We start from the raw sequence: 19,391 nt of genomic DNA, 5'->3' as shown, positions 1-19,391 counted from the left end.
CGGCTGCGTACCGGATGGTCAGTAGGCGTCGAGCGGCCAGACAGGTTCTGAACTGCCCAGTTTCGACGCGGGCAAATCCCAGCGCATCGTCGCTTCGCCGACCCTCAGCGCAGGGTTGAGGCGATGGCCCGGCCCCCAGCCGGACGCCTCTGTCGCCGTGCCGTAATCCGGTGTTGCCGGGCTGATGGGTGAAGCTTCTGCGTCGTCTTTGCCGAGCACGGCCAGAAGTTCGGCGGTGCGCGCCAGAGAGAGATGCGCGTGCATGATGGAATTGCCTGACGCGGCCTCGGCCAGTGCGGACAGGACGGCAGCAGCCATCAGATAGCCGGTCGCGTGGTCCAGAGCCTGAACAGGCAACGGGGTCGGCTTGTCCGCGTTCGCCCACTCCATCCCGGCATGGGCGATACCCGCGCTCATCTGGACAAGGCTGTCAAACCCGCGCCGGGTCGACCATGGACCTTGCCAGCCATAGGCATCCAGCGTGACTTCGATCCGGTTCGGAGCCAGCTCGTCACGTTTGGCCCGGGTCAGACCCAGTGCCTCCAGCGCGCCGGGTCGATACCCGTGTACGAACACATCCGCCTGAGCCAGCAACCCATGCAATCGTTCAAGGCCGGTTTCGGATTTCAAATCAAGATAGGCGCAGCGCTTTCCCAGAGATATGTCGGGGATCACCCCCGGTTCATCCCAGCCAGGTGGGTCGATGCGCAAGACCTCGGCTCCGAACCCTGCAAGCGTTCGCGTAGAAACCGGGCCGGCCAGAACGCGCGTCAGATCCAGCACCCGTAACCCTGCCAGAGGCCGATCAGCAGTGGCCCGAGGTCTGTCGCGCAGATTGACATAGCGCGGTCCCTGCCATCCGATCAAAGGGTCGCGCGACACGGCGCGGCCTTGTGGGTGATCAAGCCATTCCGTCCGGCTGCGCATGGCAGCGGCGACCCCACCTTCGGCAACAACCGCCGTTTCCAGATCCGATACTGACCAAGATCTGACGGCTTTTGCCACGGCTTCACGCTCTGGCCGGGTGCCAAGGACTTTCAACGCGGCAGAGCGATGGCGGGGCAGGTTTGTGTGCAGCCTAATCCAGCCATCAGCGGCTTTGTAGTCGCCCGCGACCGCATCCCACAAACTGGGCATGTCCCAACCATCCGGCTTGAAGGAATAGCCGAACCACAGAGATGCCAGCCGATGATCAATCGAGACTTCGGGTGCCTTCGTGGACAGGTTGATCGCCTGGATCAGCTGGGCCATTTCCCGCCCCACGGCTGCGAAACTGGCGGTGGCCAGTTCGGAAACGGCGAAGGCGCTTGGCAGCATACCGGCACCGACCCTGTGATAGCTGCCGGCAGCGGGAAGAGTGGCCAGCAGACTCATTGCTGATAGGGGTCGAGACTGTCGCGCAGCCCGTCACCAAGGAAGTTGAACGCCAAGACCACGACAATGATCGGCAGCATCGGGATTGCCGTCCAGGGATAGATCTCGATCGACGCGAGGTTCTGCGCGTCATTCAGCATCACGCCCCAACTGACCGCAGGTGCGCGCAGGCCGAGGCCAAGAAAGCTGAGCGCTGTTTCCCCAAGGATCATGGCCGGGATCGACAAAGTGGCCGACGCGATCAGGTGCGACATGAAGTTGGGCAGCAGGTGCTTGCGGATCACACGGCCCGAACTTGCCCCCATCATCTCTGCGGCCCGGACATATTCCTCTTCCCGCAAAGACAGGAATTTTGCGCGAACCGAGCGCGCCAGGCCCGGCCAGTCGAGGATGCCCAGAATGATCGAAATGATGAAGAACACTGCGACCGGGCTCCAGTTCGAAGGCACGGCGGCGGAAAGGGCCAGCCACAGAGGCAGTTCCGGCAACGAACGCAGGATTTCGATGACACGGTTGATGGTCCAGTCGATACGTCCGCCGAAATAGCCGGCCATCGAACCGAACAGGATGCCAAGAAAGAAGGACACCGAGATACCGATCAGACCCACCGTCAAAGACAGCTGTGCGCCATAGAGAATACGGCTGAAGATGTCTCGGCCCAGCCGGTCGGATCCCCACAGGAACAGCGTTGTCCCCTCTGGCGGGCAGAACAGGTGTGTATCCGACGGTACGAAACCGGCCAGCTTGTATTCAGAGCCTTCGCAGAAGAACCGGATTGGGCGCGGGTCTTCGGTGTCGGGGACGAACTTCCATTGGAAGGTTTCAAGGTCCGCCTCGGCGACGATCGGATAGACATGTGGGCCGATGAACTCGCCCTCGTGAAACCAGTTTACCGATTGTGGCGGCGCGTACAGGTGCTCTCCGTTTCGGTCATTTGGCCCGTAAGGCGCAATAAACCCGGCAAAGGGCAGCATTAGATAACAAAACAGCAGGAAAATGCCCGAGATCAGGCCCAGCTTGTGGGTTTTGAACTTGCGCCAGACCAGAACCCAGTTGGGGGCATCCAGATCGGCGCGTTCCAGCTGCTGAATCGAGGCCTGCGGATCAAACGGCGCGTCATCGACATAGCGGTTGTCAGGACGATCAGTCATGCCTCGCGCCCCTCATACCGAATGCGCGGATCCAGCATCACCAGCAGGATATCCGAAATCATCGTGCCGATCAGCGTCAGCAGGGCGACGAACATCAGGATGAACGCCGACAAGAACTGATCCTGCGTCTTCAAAGCAGTCAGCAGTGTGGGGCCGATGGTTTGCAGGCCCAGAACGACCGATACCAGAACCGAGCCGGACACCATCGACGGCAGCAGGTTGCCGATATCGGCGACAAAGGGGTTGAAGGCCACCCGCAGGGGATACTTGGTCAGCATTCGTGACGGGGCCATGCCCTTCGCGATGGCGGTTTCCACATAGGGTTTGCCGAGTTCGTCCAGCATGTTCGCGCGCAGACGCTGCATCATCGCCGATGCCCCTGAAGTACCGATGACGAAGGTCGGTACGATCAGGTGGATGAGGATGGACTTCAATTTCTCCCAACTCATCGGCTGGCCTTCGAAACTCGGATCCATCAAGCCCCCGATCGGCAGGTTGAAATACTGGTGGCCATAATAGAACAGGATCAGCGCCAGCAAAAAGTTCGGCGTTGCTAGCCCCAGATATCCGACGAAGGCCGAGGTATAGTCGATCCATGTCCGGGACCGCGCGGCGGCGATAACGCCCAGTGGCAATGCGACGGCATAAACAAACAGGATTGCAGCCAGATTGACCACAACCGTCAACCAAAGCGTGTCACCGACGATTTCGGAAACGGGACGGTCGAATTCAAAGGACCACCCGTAATTGCCCTGAATCAACCCGGAAAACCCGTGCGGTCCGGGCCAGAATCCCATCCAGATCAGGTATTGTTCCCACATCGGACGGTCCAGAGCGTATTCAGCGCGCAGAAACTCTGCCTTTGCGACACCTGCGGACTGGCCCGAGGCCTGAAGTTCAGCGATCTGGTTGCTCAGATAGTCGCCGGGCGGAAGGTTGATGATTACAAAAACCAGAACCGAGACCACCAACAAAGTCAGCAGCATCGTGAAAAAGCGATACACCACGTAGCGCAGCATGATCATTTAGCTGCTCCTGCTCAGTCGGCGAAAAAGAATTCGTCCGGGCGGTGAATGCCGAAATGTGCACCGGGTTCCCAAGCCCACATAGCCTGTTCCGGAACATTGCGCAGGCGGTTTGACACCACAATGGGCTGGGGGGCGCCGTTCAGGATGCCAATCGCATAGACCTGATCGGCATGGATTTTCAACATCTCGGTCCAGACAGCTGCGCGTTCTTCATCGGTCGCGGCGATTTGCCATTCATGCGCCAATTCCATCAGGCGCTGCGCCTCTGGCATGTCGGGGGCCTCACCCGCTTCGCCACCGGTCTGATAGTGCTGCCCCCATTTTGGCCAGGCCAGAAACACCTGATCTGTCGGGGCCAGATAAGCCGGAGATGTATGCGCCTGTGGAATACCGTCATCCCAACCGAACCAGACGGACGCCATGGAATTGCCCGCGAAAACGCGGTTGCGCAGGATGTCCCTGTCCAGCGGGCGCATGACCAGTTTGACACCGATTTCACGCCAGGTATCGGTTACGATCTGAAGCGCGTTTTCGACTTCCTGCCGCTCACCTGCGGTTTCGATAACCAGCTCCATCGGACGGCCGTCAGGCAAAAGGCGAATGCCGTTCTTGTCGCGCTGATCCAGACCAGCCTCATCCAAAAGTGCATTGGCCTGATCAATATCGTATTGTGCCCAGGCCGCAGCGTTTTCTTCACTGTAGAAGGGCGAGGCGGGAAGAACCGAGTTCGCGGCAGGGTGTGCGAGTTTGAAGTAAAGCGCCTGGTTGATGGTCTGCCGGTCGATGGCCAGCGACAAGGCGCGCCGAACACGAGCGTCCCTCAGTACATTGCGCCAGACGTCATCAGAGAAGTTCAGGTTCGGGTAGATCGCGACCTGCGAGGCCACGCCGGTTTTCCACAACAGCGTTTTGTATCCGCCCTGTGCTTCGCCTTTCTTGAGGATCGACGCGTCTCGGAAGGCAAGGCCACGGCCTTGCAGGTCGCTTTCACCGGCGTTGGTCTTAGCGGCAACAAGACCGGGGGCGACGATCTCCATCTCGACCACGTCAATATAGGGAAGCTGCACCCCCTTGCTGTCGATGCGGTGATAATAGGGGTTGCGCACAAAGCTGTGACGGATTTTCTTGCCCGAGCTGGCGTTCAGCCATGGCTGCAACGTGGGAAGTTCATGGTTGTCGAATTTGTAAAGATTATCCAGCTTGTTGTGCAGCGCTGCCCAACTTTTGACCCGGGCATCTTCAACCTGAAAGGCAAGCTCTTCCGCATCTGCGTATTTCTCGTGATACTGTTTCAGAAAGGCGGCCGGCCGGTAAATAAACGGCGGTCGTGCTTGTGCCAGAGATTGCAGAAAGTTCGGGTTGGGATCATCCCATTCGAAGATCACCGTGGTCTCATCAGGAAACGTGACCGTGGGCAATTTGCCTTCGACGATCAGAAAATCGGGTGGGCCTGACGGGCTGAGCAACTCGTTGTTGGCGACGTCTTCCCACCAATAGCGGAAGTCTTCCGAGGTAAAGGGTGAGCCGTCCGACCACTTGTGTCCTTCGCGCAGTTTCAGGGTGAATTTGCGATTGCCCTCGTTTTCATACGAGGCCAGCAGGTCGGGTACCAATTCGTAATCTTGGTTGAACCCGACCAACCTTGCATAGCCGTAGACAACCATCTGCCGGATATCTTTGGATCGTGTGACCATGGTGCGCAGAGTGCCACCCGGTTTCCCGAATTCTCTTCCTTTTGCGGCCAGATCCACAATCAGAGGGTCCTTGGGCAAACGCTCCTGCACTGGCGGAAGATTGCCGCTTTCAACCTCGGCGCTCCAGAATGCGCTTTCCTGAGGTGTCGGGATTGTCTCTGCCGCGGCGGGCAGGGTCCCTGAAAACGCCAGCATTGCGGCCAGCAGCAGAGGGCGAATGGTATTAAACATGGCAACGTACCTTATGGCCCGGTTCCAATTCCACCAATGAGGGTATCACGGTGTCCGAGAAACGAAAGGCTTCATCCCAACTGTCCGGCGCGCCGGCACCCAGAGAAACCAATTGAAGGTCAATCGGGCGATTGATGTCGGGTTCGGGTTGAGCGGCAATCAGCGCCTTGGTGTATGGATGGCGCGGATTGTAGAAAAGAGTTTCGGGCGGTGCCTGTTCGACGATCAGACCCCGCCGCATGACGGCAACTTCGTCTGCGATCCGTGCGACAACGGCCAGATCATGTGAGATGAACAGGTAGGACAGGTTCAGGCTGTCTTGCAGGTTTTCCAGCAAAGTCAGGATTTGTTCCTGAACAGACACATCCAATGCCGAGGTCGGTTCGTCGCACACGATCAACTGCGGGTCCAGCATCATGGCCCGCGCCACTGAAAGGCGTTGTCGCTGCCCTCCGGAAAACGCGTGCGGATAGCGTTTGAGCATATCACCCGTCAGGCCGACGCGCTGCAACATCTCGGCGGCTTTGTCACGCTGTTCGGCTGTTGTGCCGATGCGATGGATTTCCAGTGGCTCGGTCATGGCGTCCTGGATGCGCATCCGCGGGCTGAGCGAACTGTAAGGGTCCTGAAACACCATCTGCGCCTTGCGCTGAAACGCTGTGCGCTGGGCTCGGGTCATTTTGTGCACCGTGATCGGGTCGGCGTCGGGGGCGGTACGAAACAGGACTTCACCACCGGGGTCGGGCAATTCAGCCCCCAAGGCGATGCGGGCCGCCGTTGTCTTTCCAGATCCGCTTTCACCGACAATTGCCAAAGTCTTGCCGCGCGCCAGGTTCAGGTCGACTCCTCGGCAGGCATAGATTGCTTTGTCGGATTGCCATCCTTTGCTGGACCGCATGGTATAGGTCTTGGACACATCCTTCATCTGCAGGATCAGATCCGTGTCGGGCATCGGTATACCCACCGCATCCTGATCCGGTATTTCCGGCGCGGCATCAAAAAGCTGCTTGGTATACGGGTGTGCGGGCGCGGTCAGGATCGGGGCGGCGGGGCCGGCCTCCATGATACGTCCCTTGTGCATGACGACGACCTGCTCGGCCATGTTGGCGACGACACCCAGGTCATGAGTCACCAGAATAAGCGCCATGCCGGTTTCACGCTGCAATTCCTTGATCAGGCCCAGAACCTGCGCCTGCGTGGTCACATCCAGTGCGGTGGTCGGTTCGTCCGCGATCAGCAATTCGGGTTTGGACACCATTGCCATGGCGATCATGGCACGTTGGCGCATACCGCCGGACAACTCGAATGGGTAGGAGTCATAGGCACGCTGTGGATCAGGGAAACCGACGCGTTCGAATTGCGTCAGGACCTTTTTGCGCGCCGCGGACTCGGACAGCCCACGATGCAGCCACAAAACCTCGCTGACCTGATTGCCGATCTTGTGCAGCGGGGACAGCGATCTCATGGGCTCCTGAAAGATCATTGAAACCCGATTGCCGCGGATGTCGCGCAGCTCACGTTCGGAAACCGTGGTGAGCTCGCACATGCCCTTGGAATCGTTCAGGGTAATCGTGCCGCTTCGAATCTGCGCCGTGCGGGGCAGGATACGTAAGGCTGCGCGGCATGTGATTGTTTTTCCCGATCCCGATTCTCCGACAAGGGCAAGCGTCTGTCCGGCTTCGACATCGAAGTTCACATCCGTGACCACGGAATTGCCCGTACCAAAGCCGATGCTGAGGTCTCTTACGGACAACAACGCGCTCATGCGGGTTTTCCACCCGTTTGACCGTTCGATGACATCGGTTACTTCAACTCCCCGTGATTTTTTGTTCAGTGTCGCGCGGTTCCGCCCGTCTAGTCAAACCCGTTCTTGGGCCGAAATGTCGCGAAATCGTGAAACTATGGGCTTCGTCGCTACACAAAGTCTTGAGATTTTGCCATCAAGGACGGCATCGGGCGCATTTATGCTCTCGAATGGTATCAAGGAGATATTTTCCGGTGTCCAAGAATCAAAGCCGTCTGGATCTGTTCATCGATCGCATGGTGTCTCAGCGCGCTTGTCTGGATCACGCAATCCGGCACACTGCGGGCATGACAGGTCCGGTGTTCGAATTGGGTTTGGGCAACGGGCGTACGTATCACCATCTTGTGCAGCACATGGATGGTCGCCCGGTCTATGTGTTCGAACGCGCGGTGGCCTCGCACCCCGACTCGACCCCGCCCGAAGATCGCGTGATTCTGGGTGATGTGCGGGATACCCTACCTGCATCGGTTGAACGGTTCGGTGCGTCAGCCAGCCTGATCCACGCGGATCTTGGCGGGCATAATCGCGAAAAGAATGACAAATTCGCGCGGTTTGTATCTCCGCTCATCGAGCCTTTGCTTGCTCCGGGCGGGCTGATGGTCTCGAGTGATCGGATGTATTTCGAAGGGCTGACCGAGATGCCGTTGCCCGAAGGCGCCGTCGAAGGGCGCTGTTTCATATATCGCCGCTGACCGAAAAGGAGTAACGGCATGATTTTCTACGATTGCTCCACTGCTCCAAACCCTCGTCGTGCGCGGATGTTCATTGCCGAAAAAGGATTGGATATCGAAACGCGTGAGGTCTCGATTGCGAAAGGTGAACAGTTGAGCGAAGCCTTTCGCGCTGTGAACCCACGGGCCACGATCCCGGTTCTGGTAACGGATGACGGAACCGTTCTGACAGAAAATCTGGGCATTGCGGCATTTCTGGAGGCACAGTTTCCGGAACCGCCTTTGATGGGCCGAACCCCCAAGGAAAAAGGTTTGGTTCTGATGTGGAACGCGATCGTCGAACATCAGGGCGGGGCACCGATTGCCGAGGCATTGCGCAATGGACATCCCGCCTTCAAGGATCGCGCCATTCCGGGCCCTTCCAATCATGCCCAGATTCCCGAACTTGCACAGCGCGGGCGCGAGCGTGTGGCATCCTTCTTTGAAATGCTGGAATCACGTCTGACGGAAAGCCTGTTTGTGGCCGGTGACGTGTTTTCCCTGGCGGATATCTCGGCTTTCGTTTTTGTCGATTTCGCCCGCGTCATCAAGATGCGTATCCCGGAAGACAACGCGGCCACCCTTGCGTGGTTTCAAGCCATCCAATCTCGTCCAAGCGCAAGTCTGTAAACCTGCTGAACCGTGCCGGGTTGCGTTGTGATCAGCACTGTACAGAAATGTCTAGACAGATGTGAACAGTGCCACTAGCGTCTCCTCAGATTCTGTTCAGGGGAGGTCGGGATGAAATCCCAATATCGCGTCGTGGTCATCGGAGGAGGCGTTGTCGGGGCCTCGGTTCTGTATCACCTGGCCAAGTTTGGCTGGTCGGATGTCGTCATGTTGGAACGGCGGCGGCTGGCGTCTGGGTCGTCCTGGCACGCAGCGGGAGGCATTCATGCTTTGAATGCCGATCCGAACATGGCGTCTTTGCAGGCCTATACCATTGATCTGCTCAGCGAGATCGAGAAGGAATCAGGCCAGAATATCGGCCTGCACATGACCGGTGGTCTGACGCTGGCGGGAACCCCCGAGCGGTGGGAGTGGTTGCAGGCCAATTACCGTATCTTCCAGTCCATCGGCATTGATGACTGTGAACTGCTGAGCCCTGAAGAGGCGCAGAAACGCTGCCCGATCATGTCCACCGACGGCATTCTGGGCGCGATGTGGGCCGACCGCGAAGGCTATATCGACACCACGGGCACCGTGCAGGCCTATGCCACCGCCGCGAAAAAGCGCGGGGCGGAATACTACGAGGAAACCAAGGTCGAGGAACTGATCCAGACGGCGGATGGCTGGCAGGTGGTGACCGACAGGGGCACGATCACCTGCGAACATGTGGTCAACGCCGCCGGCCTGTGGGCCAAGCAGGTGGGACGCATGGCAGGGGTCGAACTGCCGGTCTCGCCGCTGAAACACCATTACCTGATCACCGACACGGTGCCCGAGGTCGCAGCGGCCGATTTCGAGATGCCGATGACCGTGGATCTCGAGGGCTTCACCTATATGCGGCAGGATCAGAAGGGTGTTCTGGTCGGAATCTACGAGGTCGATCACGAACACTGGGCCATGGACGGCGCGCCGTGGAATTATGGCGAAGAGCTGTTCCAGGAGCAGCTGGACCGTATCGAAAACGAACTGACGCTGGGGTTCGAACGCTATCCGGCGATCCAGAACGTGGGCATCAAGACATGGGTGAACGGTGCGTTCACCTTCTCGCCCGACGGCAACCCTCTGGTCGGTCCGGTGCCGGGCAAGCGGGGCTATTGGACCGCCTGCGCGGTGATGGCCGGGTTCCTGCAAGGCGGCGGCGTCGGCAAGACGCTGGCCGAATGGATGATCCATGGCGAACCCGAGGCCGACGCGTGGCCGATGGATGTGGCGCGCTATGGCGATTTTGCACAGAACAAGCGCTATATCCGCGAGACGACGGGCCAGTTCTATTCCCGCCGCTTCGTGATGACCTATCCGAACGAGCAACTGCCCGCAGGACGGCCGCTGAAAATGGCACCGGCGCATGATGCGATGACCGAGGCAGGGTGCAAATGGGGCGTCAGCTGGGATCTTGAAGTACCGCTTTATTTCGCGCCGAAAGGGTTCGAGGAAACCCCGACGCTCAAGCGTTCGAACGGGCATGACATCGTGGCGGAGGAATGCAAAGTGATCCGCGAAGGTGCGGGCTTGCTGGATATTTCGGGCTTTTCGCGGTTCGAGGTTTCCGGTCCGAACGCAGAAGCTTGGCTAGATAAGGTAATGGCCTCCAAGCTCCCCGGCCCGGGTCGTGCGAAACTGGCCCCGATGTTGGGTGAGGATGGACGCCTGAAGGGTGATCTGACGGTGCTGAATTGGGGCGACGGGACCTGGTGGATCATGGGCAGCTATTACCTGCGGGCCTGGCATATGCGCTGGTTCGACGATCACATGATGGATGGCGTCAATATCCGTGATTTGGGCGAGGAATATTGCGGCTTTGCCGTGGTCGGGCCGAAGTCACAGGCAGTTGTGGAAAAACTGGCGGAACAGGATATCTCGGGCTTGAAGTTCATGGGGTGCGGCGATTTCGATATCGGCCTCGTGCGCGCCCGCGTCGCCCGCATGTCGGTGACCGGAGAAAAGGGGTACGAGATCAACTGCCGCTATGGCGACCATATCAAGCTGCGCCGTCTCCTGCTGGAAGCGGGGGCCGAGGAAGGCATCCGCGAATGCGGTTTCAACGCGATGCTGTCCACGCGGCTTGAGAAAAGCTTTGGCATCTGGTCGGCGGAGTTCACGCAGGCCTACACACCGGGCATGACCGGAATGGACCGCTGGATCGACTGGGACAAGGACTTTGTTGGAAAGGCGGGCGCGCTTGCCGAACGTGACGGCAACGGCCCCGCGCAATTTCAGGCGACACTGGAAATCGATGCTCTGGACGCAGATGCCAGCGGATACGAACCGGTCTGGGCCAATGGCGAACGCGTTGGGTTCGTAACCTCGGGCGGCTACGGGCACTATACCGGCAAGTCACTGGCGATGGCCCTGATTGATCGGGACAAGGCGGAACCGGGCACGGAACTGTCCGTTCACGTGGTGGGGGTTGAACGTCCGGCGCGTGTGATTGCGCCGTCACCTTATGACCCCGAAGGCAAAGCGATGCGAGGCTGATCATGACTGCTGCAGAGCGCGGGCGCCGACGGCGGGGGCGGGGGGCTGAAGCCGCCCCGCAGACCGGTCGCGATGTGAACTATCGCCAGCTCAGGAATCCTTTCCCACAGATGGAAGTGTTCCCGGCCGATCAAATCGCGGATATGCATGACACCGCCTTGCGGACACTGGAAGAGTTGGGGGTAAAGACCCTGCTGCCCGAGGCGCGGAAACTGTTCAAACAGGGCGGCGCGCGGGTGGATGAAGACACTGAGATGGTGTTTATCGGGCGCGAGATAGTTGAAGCCGCAGTCGCGTCAGCGCCCAAATCCATCGCCTGCCGCGCCGGCTCGCGGCGTCGCGATTTTATTCTTGAACTGGGCTCGCTGGTGTTTCAACCCGGAGCCGGTGCGCCGAACGCAACCGACCTTGAGCGTGGTCGGCGCCCGGCGACAGGTCAGGATTATCTGGAGTTTTTGAAGCTCACGCATCATTTCGACGTGTTCCAGATGATTTCGCCACAGGTCGAGCCGCAAGATGTGCCGACCCATCTGCGTCATTACTTCACGACTCGGGCCCAGATGGAACTGACAGACAAGTTTCCGTTCTTCTTTTCGCGCGGAACCCCGCAGGTGATGGACTGCTTTGAGATACTGACCACGGCCCGCGGTCTTTCGGATGATGCGTTCCGGGGCCATGCGCATTGCTATACGATCATCAACACCAACAGCCCGCGCACCTTGGACATCCCGATGGCGCAAGGTCTGATCGACTTTGCCCGCCACGGTCAGATGTCGATCATCACGCCGTTTACCCTGATGGGCGCGATGGCGCCGATTACTGTGGCCGGGGCGATCACCTTGTCTCATGCCGAGGCCCTTGCCGCGCTGACTTTGACCCAACTTGCCAATCCTGGAGCGCCGGTCTGCTATGGCACGTTCACCAGTAACGTGGACATGAAGTCCGGCGCGCCCGCTTTTGGGACGCCGTCGCACTTTCAGGCATCACTGGCTGCGGGCCAACTGGCGCGGCATCTTGGTTTGCCCTGGCGGTCGGCTGCCGGATCGGCGTCAAACACCAACGATGTACAAGCCGCGAACGAAAACCAGTTTGGGCTTTGGGGATGCCTTATGGCCGGGGCAACGGTGATCATCCACTCCGCAGGCTGGTTGGAAGGCGGGTTGACGGTTTCCTTCGAAAAGCTGGTCTGCGACGCGGAAGTGCTGAATATGGTCGCCGAACTGTGCGCAGGTGCGCAGGCGGGGCCGTCCGAGATCGGGTTTGAAACTGCATTGAGTGAGGTTGAACCCAGTGGCCACTTCTTCGCATCAAGCCAGACGATGGAGCGCTATAATACTGAATTCTATCAACCGCATGTCCATGACTACGCCAATTTCGGCACGTGGGCCGAGCGTGGTTCGGTGGACGCGAACCATCGGGCAACGGATGTTTGGAAAGGCATTCTGAACGACTTCCGGGCGCCCGCTGTCGACAATGATCGGACAGGTGATTTACATGACTTCATTGCCCGTCGTACCGCCGAGGGCGGTGCCCCACCGGAGAGTTGAATGAGCCCGAAACCGATCCTTCATCGCGATGACCCCGAGGCCGAACCATTGATCGGCAACATCAAGGTCACGCGTGACGACTGGCTGAACGTGGCGATGGATGTGCTGATTTCGGACGGGGTGGACCAGATCAAGGTCCTGAACCTGGCCGAACGGATGGCAGTATCGCGGTCGTCGTTCTATTGGTACTTTAAATCCCGGCAAGAGTTGCTGGATGCGTTGCTGGCGCGCTGGCAGGCCACCAACACCGCCGCCTTGGTCGCGCAGGCCGAAGCACCGGCCGAGACGATAACGGCGGCCGTCTGCAACGTTCATCGGTGCGTGGTGAACACCGATCTGTTCGATACTGCGCTGGATTTTGCCGTACGTGACTGGGCGCGAAAATCGGGCAAGGTGCGGCGTATGCTGGATCAGTCGGACGCCCGCAGGCTGAAAGCGCTGCACGCCATGTTCGCCCGCTACGGCTATTCCGAGATCGAAGCCGAAACCCGGGCGCGCGTGCTGTATTACATGCAGATCGGTTATGATCTGGCGCAATTGAACGAACCTATCGAGATGCGGCTGTCGATGGTGCCGCATTACCTTTACGCCTTCACAGGTGTCGAGCCGAAACCCGAGGAAGTTGAAGAATTCAGCGCGTATTCCCTACGCACTTGGAAAGGAAACCAGACATGAGCCAACCAGACGCAATCATCATCGGAACCGGCGTGATCGGCGCGGCCATTGCGTTCGAGATGTCCAAGGCGGGATGGAAAACCCTGTCATTGGACCGGAATTCTCAGGTCGGGCACGGTTCTACCGCGGGGTCCTGCGCGATTATCCGGATGCATTATTCCACATTCGATGGAACCGCGTTTGCCTGGGAAGGCTACCACTACTGGCGCGACTGGGCCGAGTACCTTGGCTTGCCGAAAGACGCCAACCTTGCGCAGTTCCGCGAAACCGGCTGTCTGGTCATGAAAACCGAGGCGAACGGGATGCTGGAAAAACACATGCGCAATTCGTCCGAGCTGAATTGCCCGTTCGAAGAATGGTCAGATGAAAAAGTGCTGGAACGCTTGCCGGTCTATTCGCTGGACAGCTTTGCCCCCGCGCGCCGTATGGACGATCCTGAATTCGGCCAACCCAACGGGCGTAAAATGACGGGCGGGGTGTACTGGCCTCAGGCGGGTTATGTCACCGACCCGGCCCTGTCGGCTCAGAACCTGATGGATGCCGCGAAACAGCATGGGGCCGAGCTGCGCACCGGCGCTGAAGTCACGGAAATCCTGACCGAGGGCGGGCGCGTTTCCGGCGTCAAGCTGGCCTCGGGCGAGGAAATCCACGCCAAGGTTGTGGTCAATGTGGCAGGACCTGGTTCGTCCATCATCAACAAGATGGCCGGCGTTCTGGACGATATGACCATCAAAACCCGACCCTTGCGGCAAGAGGTCGTGCACGTTCCAGCCCCTGAAGGGTTCGATTTTGAACACGACGGAACCATCGTTTCGGACAGTGACATTGCCTGCTATTGCCGCCCGGAACACGGCAATCACATCCTTGTCGGATCTGAGGATCCGGGATGTGATCCGCATCAGTGGTGCGAGGACGATGTGAACTACAATCGTGAATTCACCGATCAATGGACCACGCAGGCCATGCGGTATGCGCAGCGTGTGCCCAGCCTTGGTATTCCATCGAAAACGCGGGGCGTGGTTGACCTTTATGATGCGTCTACCGACTGGATTCCGATCTATGACAAATCCAGCCTGCCGGGGTTCTACATGGCCTGTGGTTCAAGCGGAAACCAATACAAGAATGCGCCCATTGCGGGCAAGATGATGGCGGCACTGATCGATTACTGTGAAGGTGGCGCCGATCACGACGCGAAACCGTTGCAGTTCGAATTGCCATACATCAAGCGGACAATCGACGTGGGCTTCTACTCGCGCAAACGACCGATCAATGAGGAAAGCAGTTTCTCGGTTCTGGGCTAGTCGCGTTTCGCAAACGGTCTATGTCGTGTGTGGCTGTCAACAAGCCCGGCCCTGACATGACCGACCGAAAGACAACCGTATTGATCCTTGGCAGCGCCCCATCGGCGCTGGAGGCGCGGGCATGGTCGCGCGCGCCTTTCACGCATATCGTCGCCATCAACAACGCATGGCGCATCCGAGAAGACTGGGATTACCTGATCCATCCCGAAGACTTCCCGGCAGAGCGCCGCCCTGAAAAAGTTCTTGGCACTCAACACATAGTCACTGCCGACGAATACGTCCCAAGACAGAATGACTATGGCGGGTTCGTTTATGCCGGCGGAACGATGGCTTTCACGGCAGGCTATTGGGCCTTGTCAGTCTTGAAGCCGGATGTTCTGGCTTTTTCCGGTTGCGACATGATGTATTCAGGATCGGGGCGAACACATTTTTACGGAAATGGCACGGCGGACCCTTTGCGAAAGGACGTGACACTGCGTTCGCTTGAAGCGAAGGCCGCCCGACTGGGGCTTTATGCAGCCGCTCAGGGGTGCAGAACCGTACGGTTATCCGGTGCCCCAAGCCGGCTGGTATTTCCATCCGTCAACCTTTCTGACCTGGCAGCCGCACCGCTTCCCGATATTGCAGCCATGCACAGTGTGCAGCGAATGGAAGATGATCTTGGCTATTATGTAGCCTCGGGTCGGTATTGGGAAGTTGAGCACCGGTTCGACCCTGCTGCGATTGACGCATTGGATCGGATGTGGCTTAGGGCCTATCGGCTTGCCGTATCGGAGAACGCGGCCTGACACCGTTCAGGCGGCGAAGGTAACCCAGGCCCAAACCATCGCAACATAAGTCAGGTTGTGCATCAACTGATCCAAACCTGCGGCGCGCCAAAAAGCGGGTTGCGTTGGCTCAAGTCGCTTTTTGTCTGAATAGCTGGCCTTGATGAAATCGATATTGAAATGGATGAACCATTCCAGCGCCCCGACAATCAGAATAAAAACCAGCGGCGCGCCGAACACCAAAAAAACGACGATAGAACCCACAACATGCACAGCGGCATGTTGCGCGCGTCCCAAGTGAAAATACTCACCCCGACCGGAAAGCATCTTCGGTGTCTGGAGGTAGTAGTCAGCGAACATATGCTTGATCAGCAAAAGACAAAGCATAAGAAACACTGCGCCAATACTGGCAGTCAAAAGAACCCTCCCGATATCGTTCTGACGCCAACATTAGGCAATAAAACGGGCACGCGTAAATGAACTAGTTCACATTCAGTCAAGAAATTTTCCAAAAGGGAAAAATTTGCTTATCCTGTCTGGATGATATTTGATTCATGCTGTTGAAATTGCATGCATTGCGTTTAATCCACGTCGAAGGTCAGCAGCAGGGGCAGGTTCCATAGAACGCACAATTTTCCGCTTTATCTGGAAATACTCCAAGCGCGAACAGCTGGTCCTGCTGGCCGTGACGGCGACGCTGTTTCCTTTGCTGTATCTCACACTTGAGTTGCCAAAACGAATAATCAATGACGCGATCGGGTCGTCCACTTCTGAGGTGACGATCTGGGGCTATTCCATGTCGCAGACCAATTTTCTGGTTGCTCTGTGCTTTGCCTTTCTGGCGGCCGTGCTGTGCCATGGCCTGATGAAAATGCGCATCAACACCATGAAGGGCGTGCTGAGTGAACGGATGCTGCGGCGCTTTCGCTATCAGTTGATCAGCCGGGCGCTGCGCTTTCCTCAACCCTATTTCGAGCGTGTCAGCCAGGGTGAAATGGTGTCAATGATCACCGCCGAAAGCGAGCCGATGGGCGGCCTGATGGGCGACGCGATCAGCCAGCCGGTTCTTCAGGCTGGCCAAATGATCACCATACTTTCCTTCCTGTTCCTACAAAGCGTCTGGTTCGGGCTGGCCGCCGTGGCGCTGATACCCTTGCAGGCCTGGTTGATCCCCAAGCTGCAACGCCAGATCAACCTGCTGAACAAGAAACGCATTCAGGAGGTTCGAGTTCTGGCGGCGCAGATTGGCGAGAACGCGGCGGGCGCGTCCACCCTGCGGACCAATGGCGGCTGGCGTTTTCGCCGGTCGATGATCTCAGAGCAATTGGGACGCCTGTTCGGCATCCGTTTCGAGATCTATCAAAAGAAGTTCTTCATGAAATTCCTGAACAACTTCATCTCGCAGCTTACACCGTTCATGTTCTATCTGGTTGGTGGTCTGTTGGTGCTTCAGGGCTCGGTTTCGCTGGGGGCGCTGGTTGCCGCATTGGCTGCGTACAAGGATCTCAGCTCACCTTGGAAGGAACTGCTGACCTATTACAACCAGACCCAGGACATGTCGCTGCGCTGGGATGTGGTCATTGACCGTTTTGCCCCGGCCGGAATGCATGATGAAACCTTGTTCGAAAGTGAACCCTCCGAGTGGCCACACCTGAACGGCGACATCGTGCTGGACCACGTTTCGGTGCGTGACATGGATGGCAATCAGGTGCTTGATGATCTGGACCTCAGTTTTCCTGCCGGAAAGACAATTGGGATCGCCGCCCCCAGCGAGGAAGATCGACGCGCCATCGGCGAATTGCTGACACGGGAAATACGTCCCAGTGCTGGCCAGGTTCGGATCGGAGATCTGAAACTGGCCGAGTTGCATCAGGTGGTTGTCGCCGCGCGTATCGGGTATGTCACATCACGCCCTGTCATGTTCCAGGGTACGCTGGGCGACAACGTGATGATGCCGATGCGGTTCAAACCGCTGACTGACCCGCCGGACGACCCGGATTTTCTCGAAACCTTGAGGGCAGGCAACAGTGCCGATCCGTTTGGGGCGGAATGGCTGGACCCAACTCTGGCCGGCTTTCAGGACGCCACAGAACTGCGTGCCTGGTGGTTGCAGTTGATTGATGGAATGGGGTTTGGCGCAGCGCTGTTCCAACGGGGCGCCGAACAAAGCTTCGATGCGGCCGAGCATTGTGAACTGGCAAAGAAACTGATCGAGCTGCGCCCGGTCGTGCAGCAGGCGGTTCGGGATGCCGGGCTGGAACAACAGGCGCTTGTCTTTGACCGGAACACCTATAATGCGGCCCTGCCTGTGGCTGAAAATCTGCTTTTCGCAACGCCACGTGTTCCTGTGACACAGGCTTTGCTTGCGCAGCAAAAGGTCTTTCTCGGACAGTTGCGTGAACTGGGGCTGGACGAGACATTGATCGCGTTGACCCGCGACGTGATCGACATGCTGCGCCAGATCTTCGGGATGGATGGAACCGACCACCCGTTGTTCCAAAAGCTTGGTCTTGATGCAAAAACCTATGAAATTGCGGTGGATCTGGTGGACCAGACCCGCAAAGAAGGTTCGGACGGGCTGGATGACGAACAGCTTGCCAACATGTTGGCGGTGCCATTTGTGATCTCTGCCGAACAGATCGGACCTGCGTTCACGGATGAACTGAAGGATCGCATCCTCGAACTCCGGCACAGCCATTCCGAGAAACTGATGGAGCGTTTGCAAGACGTCTTCGTTCCATTGGATCCGAACGTCTTTGCGCCCGGATTGACGGTCATGGAAAATGCGCTGTTCGGAAAAGTCAGCCAGATTGGCGGTTCCCGTTCGGACGAAGCCCGCAAGGTGATAGTGGATGTGTTGGCTGAAAACGGCGCGCGCCCATTGGTCACAGAGCTGATCTATGATGTCCAGGTTGCTTTGGGCGGTCAGAATCTTCCGGCGGTATTTGCCGAACCCTTGGCCTTTACCCGAGCGACGATCAAGAAACCTGACATCCTGATTCTGGAAAACGCGCTGGCCAGCTACGACATGAAAACGCAGGTGGCGGTCTATAAACGGCTCCGTGAACTGCTGCCGGACACCACCGTCGTCTATCTGAATGATCAGTTTGAAAACCCCGGTGCATTCGACATGTATGTTGAAATCCGGCAAGGTCGTGTGGTCTCGGACGGAGGGCCTGTGGCGGTGGAGGAAGACAGTGCAGCATCGGCGGATTTGACGCGGAAACTGCGCGCTCTGGAACAAACCCCCTTGTTTTCGGGTCTGGACCGGCGTCAGCTGCGCCTGCTGGCCTTTGGTGCGCGCTGGTTTGATGCCGCGCCGGGGCAGGTGGTGTTCTTGAAAGATGACCAACCCACCGACGGTGCCTATGTGGTGCTGGAGGGCGAAGCAGGTTTGTATCTGCCGCAAGAACAGGGGCCTGACCAATTGATCACCAAAGTCGGGCCTGGTGCTTTGGTCGGAGAGTTGGGCCTGATCAGAAAAGAACCACGTGCGCTGAGCATGGTGGCGGAAACCCAGCTTTCCTGCTTGCGGATCGGTGAAGAAGAATTCCTTGCCGTTGTGGAAAACGACGCGGCGACCGCATTCAAGCTGTTGCAGGTTATCGCCGGCTATGTGTCCAATTAGCGATCAAGAGTCCGTGTTGCAGAACAAATCATAAAGCAGGCGGATCACTTTTTCCGTGGCACCGTCGCGCAATGAATAATAGACAGTTTTGCCTTCCCGGCGCGTCGAGACCAACTCTTCCTCGCGCAGGCGTGCCAGCATCTGGCTGACGGCAGCCTGCCGCAGCTGAAGCAGCTCTTCAAGTTGGCCGACGGATTTTTCACCACCGCCAAGATGGCACAAGATCATCAGGCGCCCTTCATGTGCCAGTGTTTTAAGAAATGCAGCCGCGCGTGCAGCGTTGTCTTTCATGTCCGGCGGAGCGTCTGTTGGGTGTGCCTGAGGTTCGGTTTCGTTA

At 58.1% G+C, this 19,391-nt stretch carries 15 protein-coding genes; 8 read left to right on the top strand and 7 right to left on the bottom strand.

Translation table 11 applies throughout. The features are described from left to right. Nucleotides 1-18 precede the first annotated feature (18 nt). The 5 genes from GS605_RS15195 to GS605_RS15175 are packed head-to-tail and all read right to left on the bottom strand — an operon-like array spanning nucleotide 19 to nucleotide 7,243. A complete protein-coding gene (locus GS605_RS15195; RefSeq protein ID WP_171724501.1) occupies nucleotides 19-1,374 on the bottom strand; it encodes a CoA transferase in 1,356 nt (451 codons plus the stop codon). Then, the gene (locus tag GS605_RS15190; RefSeq protein ID WP_171724500.1) at nucleotides 1,371-2,525 is read right to left on the bottom strand and encodes an ABC transporter permease; all 1,155 of its coding nucleotides are present in this window, start codon (nucleotides 2,523-2,525) and stop codon (nucleotides 1,371-1,373) included. The genes GS605_RS15195 and GS605_RS15190 overlap by 4 nt, the downstream gene beginning before the upstream one ends. Further along, nucleotides 2,522-3,550, bottom strand: coding sequence for an ABC transporter permease (locus GS605_RS15185; RefSeq protein WP_152457137.1), 1,029 nt, complete (start codon nucleotides 3,548-3,550; stop codon nucleotides 2,522-2,524). Before GS605_RS15185 ends, GS605_RS15190 begins: the two co-directional genes overlap by 4 nt. 14 nt (nucleotides 3,551-3,564) lie before the next feature. Then, nucleotides 3,565-5,478, bottom strand: a complete 1,914-nt coding sequence (locus tag GS605_RS15180; protein WP_171636697.1) for an ABC transporter substrate-binding protein — start codon at nucleotides 5,476-5,478, stop codon at nucleotides 3,565-3,567. Further along, a complete protein-coding gene (locus GS605_RS15175; RefSeq protein WP_171636699.1) occupies nucleotides 5,471-7,243 on the bottom strand; it encodes an ABC transporter ATP-binding protein in 1,773 nt (590 codons plus the stop codon). The genes GS605_RS15180 and GS605_RS15175 overlap by 8 nt, the downstream gene beginning before the upstream one ends. Nucleotides 7,244-7,452: 209 nt before the next feature. On the opposite strand from GS605_RS15175, the gene GS605_RS15170 reads away from it, so the two are divergent. From GS605_RS15170 to GS605_RS15140, 7 genes are all read left to right on the top strand, one after another. Then, nucleotides 7,453-7,974, top strand: coding sequence for a class I SAM-dependent methyltransferase (locus GS605_RS15170; RefSeq protein ID WP_171724499.1), 522 nt, complete (start codon nucleotides 7,453-7,455; stop codon nucleotides 7,972-7,974). A gap of 18 nt (nucleotides 7,975-7,992) precedes the next feature. After that, nucleotides 7,993-8,622 carry a glutathione S-transferase family protein gene (locus tag GS605_RS15165; protein WP_171724498.1) on the top strand — a complete coding sequence of 210 codons (630 nt, stop codon included), beginning with the start codon at nucleotides 7,993-7,995 and terminating at the stop codon, nucleotides 8,620-8,622. A 111-nt stretch (nucleotides 8,623-8,733) separates the two neighbouring features. Next, on the top strand, nucleotides 8,734-11,136 hold the full coding sequence (locus GS605_RS15160) for an FAD-dependent oxidoreductase (protein WP_171724497.1): 2,403 nt from the start codon (nucleotides 8,734-8,736) through the stop codon (nucleotides 11,134-11,136). Nucleotides 11,137-11,138: 2 nt separating this feature from the next. After that, a complete protein-coding gene (locus GS605_RS15155) occupies nucleotides 11,139-12,683 on the top strand; it encodes a trimethylamine methyltransferase family protein (RefSeq protein ID WP_171724496.1) in 1,545 nt (514 codons plus the stop codon). Beyond that, the gene (locus GS605_RS15150) at nucleotides 12,684-13,358 is read left to right on the top strand and encodes a TetR/AcrR family transcriptional regulator (protein ID WP_171724495.1); all 675 of its coding nucleotides are present in this window, start codon (nucleotides 12,684-12,686) and stop codon (nucleotides 13,356-13,358) included. Further along, nucleotides 13,355-14,659: an FAD-binding oxidoreductase gene (locus GS605_RS15145; RefSeq protein ID WP_171724494.1), complete on the top strand. Its 1,305-nt coding sequence runs from the start codon at nucleotides 13,355-13,357 to the stop codon at nucleotides 14,657-14,659. The genes GS605_RS15150 and GS605_RS15145 overlap by 4 nt, the downstream gene beginning before the upstream one ends. Nucleotides 14,660-14,715: 56 nt before the next feature. Next, entirely contained in the window at nucleotides 14,716-15,447 is a 732-nt protein-coding gene (locus GS605_RS15140; protein ID WP_171724493.1) for a hypothetical protein, read from the top strand. A 6-nt stretch (nucleotides 15,448-15,453) separates the two neighbouring features. Here the strand turns inward: GS605_RS15140 and GS605_RS15135 are convergent, their stop codons facing one another. Beyond that, on the bottom strand, nucleotides 15,454-15,813 hold the full coding sequence (locus GS605_RS15135; protein WP_371807769.1) for a DUF3307 domain-containing protein: 360 nt from the start codon (nucleotides 15,811-15,813) through the stop codon (nucleotides 15,454-15,456). A 244-nt stretch (nucleotides 15,814-16,057) separates the two neighbouring features. Between GS605_RS15135 and GS605_RS15130 the strand changes: the two genes are divergently transcribed. Then, complete coding sequence (locus GS605_RS15130) at nucleotides 16,058-19,054, top strand: cyclic nucleotide-binding domain-containing protein (RefSeq protein ID WP_171724524.1); 2,997 nt, start codon at nucleotides 16,058-16,060, stop codon at nucleotides 19,052-19,054. A gap of 3 nt (nucleotides 19,055-19,057) precedes the next feature. Here GS605_RS15130 and GS605_RS15125 read toward each other — a convergent pair whose 3' ends face one another. Next, nucleotides 19,058-19,345: a helix-turn-helix transcriptional regulator gene (locus GS605_RS15125; protein WP_171636950.1), complete on the bottom strand. Its 288-nt coding sequence runs from the start codon at nucleotides 19,343-19,345 to the stop codon at nucleotides 19,058-19,060. Nucleotides 19,346-19,391 lie beyond the last annotated feature (46 nt).

Origin of the sequence: Ruegeria sp. HKCCD7559, assembly GCF_013110575.1 — a bacterium.
Lineage (GTDB): Bacteria > Pseudomonadota > Alphaproteobacteria > Rhodobacterales > Rhodobacteraceae > Ruegeria.
The sequence above is the reverse complement of the archived record's forward strand: the minus strand, read 5'-3'. Positions and strand labels throughout refer to the sequence as shown.